We start from the raw sequence: 12,755 nt of genomic DNA, 5'->3' as shown, positions 1-12,755 counted from the left end.
TAAAATGTCAGAACTATTATTACCACCAGAGCATCGATATGCTAAAATAATTAAGGAGAGACTAAACGAAGACGGAAGCGAACTTTCTGTACTGAATTTAGGTCCGACTCACCCTGCTACACACGGTATTTTTCAAAATATCTTGTTGATGGATGGTGAAAAAATTCTTGAGGCTGAACCAACTATTGGTTACATCCACAGAGCATTCGAAAAAATTGCCGAAAATCGTCCTTTTTATCAAATTACACCTCTTACAGACCGTATGAACTATTGTTCATCTCCTATCAATAATATGGGATGGTGGATGACTGTAGAAAAATTATTAGGCATTGAAGTTCCAAAAAGAGCTCAATACTTAAGAGTTATCGTTATGGAGCTGGCTCGTATTACAGACCACATTATCTGTAACGGAATTCTAGGGGTTGATACTGGTGCGTATACTGGTTTCTTATACGTTTTTCAATTTAGAGAAAAAATCTACGAAATCTACGAAGAAATTTGTGGAGCTCGTTTGACTACAAATATGGGAAGAATTGGTGGTTTTGAAAGAGACTGGTCTCCAGAAGTTTTCAAAAAACTAGATAAATTCCTTGAAGAATTCCCACCAGTTTGGCAAGAATTCCAAAACTTATTCGAGAGAAATAGAATTTTCCTTGATAGAACTGTAAACGTAGGTGGTATCACTGCCGAAAAAGCAATGGCTTACGGATTTACAGGCCCAAACTTACGTGCTGCTGGAGTTGATTATGACGTACGTGTAGCACAACCTTATTCATCTTACGAAGATTTCGATTTTATTGTACCTGTTGGAAAATCAGGAGATACGTACGATCGTTTCTGTGTTCGTAATGCTGAAGTTTGGGAAAGTTTAAGCATTATTCGTCAGGCGTTAGAAAAAATGCCTCCCGGAAACGAATATCACGCTGAAGTTCCAGATTACTACCTTCCTCCAAAAGAAGACGTTTACACTTCTATGGAATCTTTAATTTATCACTTTAAGATCGTAATGGGAGAAGTTCCTGTACCAGTTGCAGAAATTTACCACCCAGTAGAAGGAGGAAATGGAGAGCTAGGTTTTTATTTAGTAACAGACGGAAGCAGAACTCCATATAGATTACATTTCAGAAGACCATGCTTTATTTATTATCAAGCATTCCCAGAAATGATTAAAGGTGCCATGCTTTCTGATGCAATTATCATCTTATCAAGTTTGAACGTAATTGCAGGAGAATTAGACGCCTAAATAATTGTTGATTTTAGATTTTAAATTTTAGATTGCTGATTGAGAATGCAGATTTTAGAATTTAGATTTAAAATTATAATTAAGAATTGTAAAATTCAGATTGAAGAATCTAAAACTTAAAACAAAGATTGCAGAATAAGGATTGTAGATAAAGATTTGAAAAAATCTAAAATCTAAAATCTAAAATCTAAAATAAAAATGGAACGTAAACATTACAAACAAGAAATAAACATGACTGAAGCATTGATCGCTCGTATCAATGAATTGATTAGTCATTATCCTGAGGGCAAACAAAAATCGGCTTTATTGCCTGTTTTGCACGAAGTTCAGGATGCGCATAACAACTGGTTAAGTATTGAATTGCAAGATAAAGTTGCCGAGATTCTTCAGATAAAACCAATTGAGGTTTATGAAGTGGTTACTTTCTATACGATGTTCAACCAGAAGCCAATTGGTAAGTACATGTTTGAGTTCTGCCAGACTTCTTGTTGTTGTTTAAACGGTGCCGAAAATTTAATGGATTATACTTCTGAAAAACTTGGCATTAAAATGGGCGAAACAACTCCAGACGGAATGTTTACCATTGCTGGTGTAGAATGTTTAGGTGCTTGCGGATATGCTCCGATGATGCAATTAGGTGATTTCTACAAAGAGAAATTGACAGAAGAAAAAATCGATCAGATCATTGCTGATTGTAGAGATGATAAAATAATATTACACGATAAATAAGATGTCACAAAAAATATTATTAGATAAAATCAATATTCCTGGAATTAAAACCTACGAAGTGTATCGCCAAAATGGTGGTTATGCTTCTGTAGAAAAAGCTTTAAAAACACTTACTCCAGACGAAGTTACGGAAGAAGTAAAAAAATCAGGATTACGTGGACGTGGTGGAGCAGGTTTCCCTGCGGGAATGAAATGGAGCTTTATTGATAAAAAATCAGGAAAACCAAGACACTTAGTTTGTAACGCCGACGAATCTGAGCCTGGAACATTCAAAGATAGATTTTTGATGGAATATATTCCTCATTTATTAATTGAGGGAATGATTACTTCAAGCTACGCTTTAGGCGCTAACCTATCGTATATCTACATTCGTGGAGAATATATGTGGGTTTTCAAAATCTTAGAAAGAGCAATCGCCGAAGCAAAAGCTGCCGGATGGTTAGGAAAAAATATATTAGGATCAGGTTATGATCTTGAACTTCACGTACACTGTGGAGCTGGAGCTTATATCTGTGGAGAAGAAACAGCATTAATCGAATCTTTGGAAGGTAAAAGAGGAAATCCTCGTATTAAACCACCTTTCCCAGCGGTTTCTGGTCTTTGGGCAAATCCAACTGTGGTAAACAATGTGGAAACAATTGCGACTGTGCCTTGGATTGTAAACAATTCTGGTGATGATTATGCTAAAATTGGAATTGGACGTTCTACTGGAACTAAATTAATTTCTGCTTCAGGGCACATTAAAAATCCTGGTGTTTACGAAATTGAATTAGGTTTGAGTGTTGACGAATTCATGAATTCTGATGAATATCTAGGAGGAATGTCTTCAAGCAGACCTTTGAAAGCATTTGTACCTGGAGGTTCTTCTGTGCCAATTTTACCAGCTGAATTGATTTTCAAAACAGCAAATGGCGAAGATCGTTTAATGACTTACGAATCTTTAAGTGATGGTGGTTTTGCTACTGGATCTATGTTAGGTTCTGGAGGATTTATTGTGTACAATGACACTGCTTGTGTGGTTAGAAACACTTGGAACTTTGCTCGTTTTTACCACCATGAGTCTTGCGGACAATGTACTCCATGCCGTGAAGGAACTGGATGGTTAGAAAAAATCTTATGGAGAATCGAAAACGGTCAAGGCCGTGAAGAAGATATCGAATTATTGTGGAGCATTCAGAGTAAAATTGAAGGAAACACAATTTGTCCGCTTGGTGACGCTGCTTCTTGGCCAGTAGCTGCAGCGATTCGTCACTTTAGAGATGAATTTGAATATCACGTTCGTTTCCCAGAAAAAATTAAAAATAGAGATCACTTTGTTGCCGAGCCTTTCTCACAAGTTAAGCATTTAATTGGCAGTAAAGTAATCGTTTAAAAAATATATAGCAGAAAGTTATAAAGTTAAAAATATTAAAAGGACAGCAACTCTTTTGAATATTCCGACTTTCAACATTCAAATCATAAAGAGATGAAAGTAACCATAGACGGTCAAAGTATAGACGTAGAACCAGGAACAACGATCCTGCAGGCTGCACGTATGATTGGAGGGGATTTAGTACCACCAGCCATGTGCTATTACTCAAAATTAAAAGGCAGCGGCGGTAAATGTCGTTGTTGTTTAGTTGAAGTTTCTAAAGGAAGTGAAGCTGACCCACGACCAATGCCAAAATTAATGGCATCTTGTGTAACAGGATGTATGGATGGTATGGAAGTTAACAGTAAATCGTCTGCAAGAGTAACTGAAGCCCGTAAATCTGTAACAGAATTTTTATTAATCAATCACCCATTAGATTGCCCTATTTGTGATCAAGCTGGTGAATGTGATTTACAGAATTTAAGTTTTGAGCACGGAAATCCGAAATCACGTTACATTGAAGAGAAAAGAACATTTGAACCAGAAGATATTGGTCCAAATATTCAACTTCACATGAACCGTTGTATTTTATGCCAAAGATGTGTGCAAGTTGCAGATCAATTGACAGACAACAGAGTTCACGGAGTATTGGATCGTGGTGACCACGCTAATATTTCAACTGGAATTTCTAAAGCGATCGACAATGAGTTCTCTGGAAACATGATTGACGTTTGTCCAGTTGGAGCTTTAACAGATAAAACTTTCCGTTTTAAATCAAGAGTTTGGTTTAACAAACCTTATAACGCGCACAGAGAATGTACTACTCCAGGATGTTGCGGAAAAACTACAGTTTGGATGTTTGGTGGAGAAATTCAGCGTGTAACTGGTCGTAAAGACGAGTACCATGAAGTGGAAGAATTCATTTGCAACAGCTGTCGTTTTGATCACAAAGATGTGAAAGACTGGGTAATTGAAGGACCAAGAGAATTTGAAAAAGATTCTGTTATCAACCAAAACAATTACACTCAAAAATTAGAGAAAGTTACAATCGATACAGAAAAGAATATTCTTTTAGGTAGAGATATTGACCGTAAAAAGATTAGTATGGCTGCAATTCCATTAACTGATAAAGATCAAAAATAGTAAGAAATGGAAAGTGCATTTATTATAGAAAAAAGTGTTGTTATTGTTGTCGTTTTTGCGGTAACAATGATCATGGCGATGTATTCTACTTGGGCAGAACGTAAAGTTGCTGCTTTCTTGCAAGATCGTGTTGGACCAAACCGTGCTGGATGGGGAGGTTTATTACAACCACTTGCAGATGGTATGAAATTGTTCTCTAAGGAAGAGTTTTTCCCAAACACACCAAATAGATTTTTATTTGTAGTTGGACCTGCAATTGCAATGAGTACAGCTTTAATGACTAGTGCTGTAATTCCGTGGGGAGATCGTTTGCATCTTTTCGGAAGAGACATTATTCTTCAAGCTACAGATGTAAACATTGCTTTATTGTACATTTTCGGAGTTCTTTCTGTTGGAGTTTACGGTATCATGATTGGTGGATGGGCATCTAACAATAAGTTCTCTTTGATGGGAGCTATTCGTGCAGCTTCTCAAATGGTTTCTTACGAGGTTGCAATGGGATTATCAATAATTGCTTTATTGATGATGACTGGAACAATGAGTTTAAAAGAAATTTCATTACAGCAGCAAGGAATGAATTGGAATGTTTTCTATCAGCCGTTATCATTCTTAATTTTCTTAATCTGCTCGTTTGCAGAAACAAACAGAACTCCTTTCGATTTAGCAGAATGTGAAAACGAATTAATTGGAGGTTACCATACCGAATATTCATCTATGAAAATGGGATTCTATTTATTTGCTGAATATGCAAGTATGTTTATCTCTTCTACTATTATTTCTGTATTATTCTTTGGTGGATACAACTACCCAGGAATGCAATGGATGGTAGAAAATGTAGGTGTAAATACAGCAAACTTATTAGGAATTGGAGCATTATTTATAAAAATATGTTTCTTCATTTTCTTCTATATGTGGGTACGTTGGACAATTCCAAGATTTAGATATGACCAATTAATGAACTTAGGTTGGAGAATTTTAATTCCGCTTTCGATTATTAATATCATGATTACAGGTGTTGTTATTTTAAGACACGAAATCTTAGCAGCTTTAGGGTTCTAAGAACTGTAATTAGCTTCAAATAAAAACAAAATAGATTTTGAATTTGATCGATGTCAAATTATAAATCATAAACTATAATAGTAAAAATGTCAATAGAAACTATATCATTATCGGGTAGAAAAAAGGTGGTGTCAAATAAAGACATGTCTTTTGTTGAACGATTGTATCTTGTGGCGATTGTAAAAGGTTTGGTTATTACAGTAAAACACCTTTTCAGAAAAAAAGTTACCATTCATTACCCAGAGCAGGTTCGTGAAATGAGTCCAGTTTACCGTGGTCAACATATGTTGAAACGTGATGAACAAGGCCGTGAAAACTGTACAGCTTGCGGATTATGTGCTTTATCATGCCCTGCAGAAGCGATCACTATGAAAGCTGCAGAACGCAAACCAGATGAAAAACACTTGTATAGAGAAGAGAAATACGCAGAAATCTACGAAATCAATATGCTTCGTTGCATTTTTTGTGGTTTATGTGAAGAAGCTTGTCCAAAAGACGCGATTTACTTAACTGAATCTAAAGTTTTAGTTCCTGCTAATTACAATAGAGAAGATTTCATTTTCGGGAAAGATAAATTAGTAATGCCTTTAGAAATGGCTTTGAAAAACGCTCAACTTAAAAATGCTAACTAAATGATACATATTCCTGATTTTGCACACGCAACAACTGTTCAAGTTATCTTTTGCTTTTTAGCGTTCATTACCGTTATTACTGCTTTCTTGACTATTTTCAGTAGAAACCCGATTCATAGTGCCATCTACTTGGTAATTTGTTTCTTTTCTATCGCTGGTCATTATTTACTATTAAATTCTCAGTTTTTAGCTGTTGTTCATATAATAGTCTACTCTGGAGCTATTATGATTCTGTTTCTGTTTACCATCATGTTGATGAACCTGAACGAACAGCGAGAAGTTCACCGCCCTAGAATTACACGTTTAGGTGCTATTGTTTCTTTCTGTTTAATATTGATTGTTTTGATTACAATCTTTATTAACTCGAAACCAATTGTTGGTGAATACGATTCTACTGGAGAAGATTTCCAATCAATTAAAGTTTTAGGTAAAATATTATTGAACGAATATATGGTTCCGTTCGAATTTGCTTCGATCCTACTTTTGGTTGCTATGATTGGAGCAGTTCTATTGTCTAAAAAAGAAAAATTAAATAAATAATGGGTAATATATTAAATCAAATAGGTATTGAAAACTACATCTTTTTAAGTGTTGTACTTTTCTGTATTGGTATTTTTGGTGTATTGTACAGACGAAATGCTATTATCGTTTTCATGTCTATCGAAATTATGTTGAATGCGGTAAACCTTTTATTTGTTGCTTTTTCAACTTATCATCAAGATGCACAAGGACAAGTTTTTGTGTTCTTCTCGATGGCGGTTGCTGCAGCCGAAGTTGCGGTAGGATTGGCCATTTTAGTTTCTATCTTTAGAAATATCGGATCAATCAGTATCGATAATTTAAAAAATTTAAAAGGATAATCAGAAATGGATACCAATTTAGCTTTAATTTTAGTTTTAACTCCTTTACTAGGTTTTCTAGTAAATGTCTTTTTTGGAAAAAGCTTAGGCAAAACAGTTTCTGGTGCAATCGGAACAATTGCTGTAGCAATTTCTTTTGTAGTTTCTCTTTTACTTTTTAATCAAATAACTTCAACTGGAAAAGGAATTCAAGTTACTTTATTTGATTGGATTCAAATTAGCAACTTAAAAATCAATCTTGGATTTTTATTAGATCAATTATCTGTTCTTTGGTTACTTTTTGTAACTGGAATTGGATCTTTGATTCACTTATACTCTATCAGTTACATGCACGATGATGAGAATATGCACAAGTTTTTTGCTTATTTAAATCTATTCGTATTCTTCATGATTACACTTGTAATCGGAAGCAACTTATTAGTTCTTTTCATTGGATGGGAAGGTGTTGGACTTTGTTCTTACCTATTAATTGGATTCTGGCATAAAAACCAAGACTACAATGATGCTGCAAAAAAAGCTTTCATCATGAACAGAATTGGAGATTTAGGTCTTTTAATCGGTATGTTTATAATCGGTTCGATGTTTTCAACATTAGATTATGCGACTTTAAAAACGGCAATTGCAGGAGCTTCAAACTTAAATTTACCTTTACTTTCTTTAGCAGCTTTATGTTTGTTTATTGGAGCTTGTGGTAAATCTGCTCAAATTCCGTTATACACTTGGTTACCTGATGCGATGGCTGGACCAACTCCAGTTTCTGCATTAATCCACGCGGCTACGATGGTTACTGCTGGTATCTTTATGATAACTAGATTAAACTTTGTTTTTGACCTTGCAACAGATGTACAAACTGTAATTGCGGTTATTGGAGCTATCACTTCATTAGTTGCGGCTACAATCGGATTGGTTCAAAACGATATCAAAAAAGTATTAGCTTACTCTACAGTTTCACAATTAGGTTTAATGTTCTTAGCATTAGGTTTTGGAGCTTACGAAGTAGCGGTTTTCCACGTAATCACTCACGCTTTCTTTAAAGCTTGTTTATTCTTAGGATCTGGATCTGTAATTCACGGATTACACGGTGAACAAGATATGCGTAACATGGGAGGTTTGCGTAAAGCAATGCCAATTACATTCTGGACCATGTTGATTTCTTCATTAGCAATCTCAGGAGTTCCATTCTTCTCAGGTTTCTTTTCTAAAGACGAAATTTTATTGACAGCTTTCCACCACAGTATTCCATTATACGTTGTTGGATCGATTGCTTCAATCATGACAGCTTTCTATATGTTCCGTTTAATGTTCTTGACTTTCTTCAAAGAATTTAGAGGAACTGAAGAACAAAAACATCACTTACACGAAAGTGGTTCATTAATTACTATTCCACTTATCATCTTAGCTATTTTAGCAACTTTTGGAGGATTAATAAGTTTACCTGGAAACAGCTGGTTAAATGGATACCTTGCTCCTCTTTTCACAAAAGTGGCAGGTGAAGAACACCATTTAGGTCCAACAGAATACACTTTAATGGGTGTAGCTGTTTTAGGCGGATTACTTGGAATTTTAATTGCTTACGTAAAATACTTTAAACAAGATAATGTTCCAGAATCTGATGAAAACATTGTTGGTTTAAGCAGACTTTTATATGACAAATATTATGTAGACGAAATCTACGATGCAGTATTTGTGAAGCCAATTAATGTTTTATCTAAATTCTTTAGAGATCACGTTGAAACTGTATTATCTGCCGCTGTTTTTGGATTAGGTAAAATAGCAAGCGAAATTGCTTTCCAAGGAAAAAAATTACAAACCGGAAGTATAGGATTATATCTATTTGTATTTGTTTTAGGACTTTGTGCAATTGTTTCCTATATATTTTTAGCTCAATAATATTATTACTATGAACGTTTCTACTATATTAATTATACTTTTAATTGGTGCATTTGCCACTTACTTTTCTGGTGACAAACTAGCTTCAAAAGTTGCTTTACTTTTTAGTTTAGCTGCTTTAGGATGTTCAATTGTATTATTGAATAATTACAACGCTGGTGAAAATATTAGCGTAATCAACAGCTGGATTAATCAGCCAAAAATTTCTTTCGCTTTAAATGGCGATGGACTTGGACTTGCAATGGTTTTACTAACTGCAGCTTTAACTCCGATTATTATATTTTCTTCTTTCGGAAATGAATATAAAAATGCAAAAGGCTTTTATGCTCTAATCTTGTTTATGGCATTTGCTATGGTCGGGACTTTCTTAGCAGCTGATGGTCTTTTATACTATATTTTCTGGGAATTAGCACTTATTCCAATCTACTTTATTGCTTTAATCTGGGGTAATGGCGACGCTGAAGAACGCAGAAAAGCAGTGGTTAAATTCTTTATTTACACACTTGCTGGTTCGTTATTCATGTTAACTGCATTTATTTATTTATATCAAAAAGCAGGTTCTTTCTTAATCGAAGATTTATATAAAGTAAACTTATCTGCTTGCGAGCAATTCTGGATTTTCTTGGCTTTCTTCTTAGCTTATGCTATCAAAATTCCAATTATTCCTTTCCATACTTGGCAAGCAAATGTATACCAAAAAGCACCAACTGTTGGAACAATGCTTTTATCTGGTATCATGCTAAAAATGGGATTGTACAGTGTTATCCGTTGGCAATTGCCAATTGCACCAATTGCTGCTAAAGAATACATGTATATCTTTATTGGTTTAGGAATTGCTGGTGTAATTTATGGTTCAATCGTTGCATTGAGACAAAAAGATTTAAAGAAATTATTAGCTTATTCTTCTCTTGCTCACGTTGGTTTAATTGCTGCGGGATCTTACACCTTAACTCTTGATGGTTTAAGAGGAGCTATTTTGCAAATGATTGCTCACGGTTTTGTTGTAGTTGGATTATTCTTTGCTGCTGAAGTAATTTTCAGAAGATATGAAACTAGAGAAATTGAAGAAATGGGCGGAATCCGTACTCAGTCTCCAAAATTCACATCAATGTTTTTAATCTTAGTATTGGCTTCTGTTGCATTACCAAGCACATTTAACTTTGTTGGAGAGTTTACCGTATTGTACAGTTTATCTCAAATCAATATTTGGTTTGCTATTCTTGGCGGAACAACTATCATTTTAGGAGCTTACTATATGTTAAGAATGTTCCAACATGTAATGTTAGGTGAAACTAATTCTAAAACTTTTGCAGATGTTACGCTTAACGAAGGAGTTTCATTTGCGGTAATCATTGCAGTTTTATTATTCTTTGGTTTCTATCCAAAACCAATCACAGATTTGATTACACCAAGCTTGGAAACTATTTTACAAGTTATCAATAAGAACTAATATTTTAAACAAAAAATAAATTAGGATTCCACTTAAAAATTGAAATCCTAAATCAAAAAGATAAAAATGAATACATTAATAGCTATAACAGGATTGGGTATTTTCTGCCTATTGTTTGAAATTCTTAATTTAAGAAAGGCCATAATCCCTATTACCATTTTGGGTTTAATAGGTGTATTGGCACTTAATTACTGTGAATTTGGAACAGAACAAAGTTATTACAACAATATGATAGCAGTGAGTAAGTTTTCTACTGCGTTTTCATCATTGTTTATCGTTTTGACGATTTTCCTTGTAGCATTAAGTCACAATTTTTACCAAAATCACCCAACAAAAATTTCAGATTTCGTTGCAATTAAAGTATTCTTACTTGCTGGAGCTGTAGCAATGGTTTCTTTTGGAAACTTAGCGATGTTCTTTTTAGGAATTGAGATCTTGTCTATTGCATTATATGTTTTAGCTGCAAGTGATCGTTTAAATATCAAAAGTAATGAAGCGGGAATGAAATATTTCTTAATGGGATCTTTCGCATCAGGAATTATCTTATTCGGAATCTGTTTGATTTACGGTGCTATGGGAAGCTTTGATATCAGCGAAATTCACGAAAGCGCTTTGTCTGCAGAATTACCAATCTGGTTTCCAATCGGAATGATTTTAATGGTTGTTGGAATGTTATTTAAAGTAGCTGCTGTTCCTTTCCATTTCTGGGCTCCAGATGTTTATGAAGGTTCTCCTGCTTTAACAACAGCTTTAATGAGTACATTAGCAAAAGTAGTCGCAATTGCAACTTTATTTAAACTGATTGCTGGCATGAACTTCATTTCTTCATTAGAAAATCAAGATCTATTGCATACTTTTGAAGTTATAGTGGTTATTATTTCTATTGCTTCAATGTCTGTTGGTAATATTATGGCACTTAGACAAGTAAACGTAAAACGTATGCTTGCTTTCTCTGGAATCTCTCACGCAGGTTTCATGTTAATGACATTGTTAACTGTTTCTGCATCAGCTGGAGTTTTATTGTACTACACTGCTGCTTATGCATTAGCAGGAATCGCAGCTTTCAGTGTGATTTTATATGTATGCAGAGATCAAGATAATGAAGATATTACAAACTTCCACGGTTTAGGAAAAACAAATCCGCTATTGGCTGCAGTTTTAACGGCTTCATTATTATCAATGGCTGGAATTCCTATTTTCTCTGGATTCTTTGCTAAGTTGTTCTTATTCAATCAAACAATTCAAGCAGGATATATTGGTTTAGTAATCGTTGCAGTAATCAATTCTATCATTAGTGTTGGATATTATTTCAAACTGATCATTGCAATGTATTCTAAAGAACCTAATCAAGAAAGAACAGGAAGACCATTCCTTATTTATGCTACAGCTGTAGTATCAATTGTTTTAAATATTGCTTTAGGTTTATTCCCATCGTTAGTTTTAGACTTATTGAAATAAGAAAATTTCTTTAAATTAAAATATTCAAAATCCATTAAATTAGTTTTAATGGATTTTTTTTTATGTCTTAATAAAGAACAGAAATTCATGTTAAAAAATTATTCTATGCAAGTGCACATCAAAAAATCTCCATATATTTGAATTCAATTAAATGTATTAAAATATGAACTTTAATTCAAAAAATCCATTTTTAAACAGTAAGCGTTTTTCGTCTAATACTGAATCAAGAACAGAAGTACACCAAGCTCAGATTATTGATTACAATCAAGAAATGACGGTGTCTGGAACAATTAACAAAACAGCAATCTTATTTCTAATTTTATGCGGAGCTGCTATGGTAACATGGTGGATGGCTTTTAATGGAATGAATCCGATGTTACCTACAATTGGAGGTGCAATTATTGGTTTTATTTTAGTATTAGTTTCTTCATTCAAACCACAGCTATCTCCTTACCTAGCGCCAGGATATGCTTTATTCGAAGGATTGTTCATAGGTGGTATTTCTGCAATATTTGAATTAAAATTTCCAGGAATCGTAATCAATGCAGTTGGTGCAACTCTTGTTACTTTCTTGGTTTGCCTTGGTTTGTACAAATTTAGAATCGTAAAAGTTACAGAACAATTCAAATCTGTTGTGGTTGCTGCAACGTTAGCAATTGCGACTTATTATTTAATTTCTTGGGTTGTATCAATGTTTACAAGCTGGACACCTGTTCATTATGGAAATTCCATGATGAGTATCGGCATCAGTGTTTTTGTTATCATTATAGCAGCACTTAACCTTTTCTTAGATTTTGATTTAATTGAAAAAGGTGCAAGAGAAAAAATGCCAAAATTTATGGAATGGTACGGAGCAATGGGATTAATGATCACATTGGTTTGGTTGTATATTGAATTCTTAAGACTTTTATCTAAACTTTCTAGTAAAGACTAATTGTCC

At 34.2% G+C, this 12,755-nt stretch carries 12 protein-coding genes; all 12 read left to right on the top strand.

What is annotated here, in order from left to right; genetic code table 11:
* Positions 1-4: 4 nt before the first annotated feature.
* The 12 genes from QLQ95_RS09520 to QLQ95_RS09465 all read left to right on the top strand — a co-directional run bounded on the left by QLQ95_RS09520 (position 5) and on the right by QLQ95_RS09465 (position 12,749).
* The gene (locus QLQ95_RS09520) at positions 5-1,243 is read left to right on the top strand and encodes an NADH-quinone oxidoreductase subunit D (protein WP_095929651.1); all 1,239 of its coding nucleotides are present in this window, start codon (positions 5-7) and stop codon (positions 1,241-1,243) included.
* 198 nt (positions 1,244-1,441) lie between these two features.
* Complete coding sequence (locus QLQ95_RS09515; protein ID WP_095929650.1) at positions 1,442-1,972, top strand: complex I 24 kDa subunit family protein; 531 nt, start codon at positions 1,442-1,444, stop codon at positions 1,970-1,972.
* 1 nt (position 1,973) lies between these two features.
* Entirely contained in the window at positions 1,974-3,344 is a 1,371-nt protein-coding gene (gene nuoF / locus QLQ95_RS09510) for an NADH-quinone oxidoreductase subunit NuoF (protein ID WP_482503573.1), read from the top strand.
* Positions 3,345-3,437: 93 nt separating this feature from the next.
* Entirely contained in the window at positions 3,438-4,466 is a 1,029-nt protein-coding gene (locus QLQ95_RS09505) for an NADH-quinone oxidoreductase subunit G (RefSeq protein ID WP_179003262.1), read from the top strand.
* 6 nt (positions 4,467-4,472) lie between these two features.
* Positions 4,473-5,525: an NADH-quinone oxidoreductase subunit NuoH gene (gene nuoH / locus QLQ95_RS09500; protein ID WP_095929647.1), complete on the top strand. Its 1,053-nt coding sequence runs from the start codon at positions 4,473-4,475 to the stop codon at positions 5,523-5,525.
* An 86-nt stretch (positions 5,526-5,611) separates the two neighbouring features.
* Positions 5,612-6,157: a NuoI/complex I 23 kDa subunit family protein gene (locus QLQ95_RS09495; RefSeq protein ID WP_111286267.1), complete on the top strand. Its 546-nt coding sequence runs from the start codon at positions 5,612-5,614 to the stop codon at positions 6,155-6,157.
* Positions 6,158-6,697 (top strand): NADH-quinone oxidoreductase subunit J family protein, encoded by a 540-nt coding sequence (locus tag QLQ95_RS09490; RefSeq protein WP_095929645.1) that lies wholly within the window; start codon positions 6,158-6,160, stop codon positions 6,695-6,697.
* Positions 6,697-7,017: an NADH-quinone oxidoreductase subunit NuoK gene (nuoK, locus tag QLQ95_RS09485; RefSeq protein WP_008466103.1), complete on the top strand. Its 321-nt coding sequence runs from the start codon at positions 6,697-6,699 to the stop codon at positions 7,015-7,017. Before QLQ95_RS09490 ends, nuoK begins: the two co-directional genes overlap by 1 nt.
* 6 nt (positions 7,018-7,023) lie before the next feature.
* Positions 7,024-8,907 carry an NADH-quinone oxidoreductase subunit L gene (gene nuoL, locus QLQ95_RS09480; protein WP_482503570.1) on the top strand — a complete coding sequence of 628 codons (1,884 nt, stop codon included), beginning with the start codon at positions 7,024-7,026 and terminating at the stop codon, positions 8,905-8,907.
* A gap of 10 nt (positions 8,908-8,917) precedes the next feature.
* On the top strand, positions 8,918-10,357 hold the full coding sequence (locus tag QLQ95_RS09475; protein WP_482503568.1) for a complex I subunit 4 family protein: 1,440 nt from the start codon (positions 8,918-8,920) through the stop codon (positions 10,355-10,357).
* A 66-nt stretch (positions 10,358-10,423) separates the two neighbouring features.
* On the top strand, positions 10,424-11,815 hold the full coding sequence (locus QLQ95_RS09470; protein ID WP_095929642.1) for an NADH-quinone oxidoreductase subunit N: 1,392 nt from the start codon (positions 10,424-10,426) through the stop codon (positions 11,813-11,815).
* 163 nt (positions 11,816-11,978) lie between these two features.
* Entirely contained in the window at positions 11,979-12,749 is a 771-nt protein-coding gene (locus QLQ95_RS09465; protein ID WP_201999061.1) for a Bax inhibitor-1/YccA family protein, read from the top strand.
* Positions 12,750-12,755: the final 6 nt, after the last annotated feature.

The organism is Flavobacterium sp. B330r (assembly GCF_056824325.1).
Note: the sequence above shows the minus strand (reverse complement) of the source record. Positions and strands in the feature narration are given on the sequence as shown.

Excerpts from the sequence above, each read along its gene's own strand:
- nuoH (WP_095929647.1), top strand. The coding sequence starts at position 4,473 with ATGGAAAGTGCATTTATTATAGAAAAAAGTGTTGTTATTGTTGTCGTT.
- nuoK (WP_008466103.1), top strand. The coding sequence starts at position 6,697 with ATGGGTAATATATTAAATCAAATAGGTATTGAAAACTACATCTTTTTA.
- QLQ95_RS09505 (WP_179003262.1), top strand. The coding sequence starts at position 3,438 with ATGAAAGTAACCATAGACGGTCAAAGTATAGACGTAGAACCAGGAACA.
- QLQ95_RS09470 (WP_095929642.1), top strand. The coding sequence starts at position 10,424 with ATGAATACATTAATAGCTATAACAGGATTGGGTATTTTCTGCCTATTG.
- QLQ95_RS09475 (WP_482503568.1), top strand. The coding sequence starts at position 8,918 with ATGAACGTTTCTACTATATTAATTATACTTTTAATTGGTGCATTTGCC.
- QLQ95_RS09495 (WP_111286267.1), top strand. The coding sequence starts at position 5,612 with ATGTCAATAGAAACTATATCATTATCGGGTAGAAAAAAGGTGGTGTCA.
- QLQ95_RS09515 (WP_095929650.1), top strand. The coding sequence starts at position 1,442 with ATGGAACGTAAACATTACAAACAAGAAATAAACATGACTGAAGCATTG.
- QLQ95_RS09520 (WP_095929651.1), top strand. The coding sequence starts at position 5 with ATGTCAGAACTATTATTACCACCAGAGCATCGATATGCTAAAATAATT.
- QLQ95_RS09465 (WP_201999061.1), top strand. The coding sequence starts at position 11,979 with ATGAACTTTAATTCAAAAAATCCATTTTTAAACAGTAAGCGTTTTTCG.
- nuoL (WP_482503570.1), top strand. The coding sequence starts at position 7,024 with ATGGATACCAATTTAGCTTTAATTTTAGTTTTAACTCCTTTACTAGGT.
- QLQ95_RS09490 (WP_095929645.1), top strand. The coding sequence starts at position 6,158 with ATGATACATATTCCTGATTTTGCACACGCAACAACTGTTCAAGTTATC.
- nuoF (WP_482503573.1), top strand. The coding sequence starts at position 1,974 with ATGTCACAAAAAATATTATTAGATAAAATCAATATTCCTGGAATTAAA.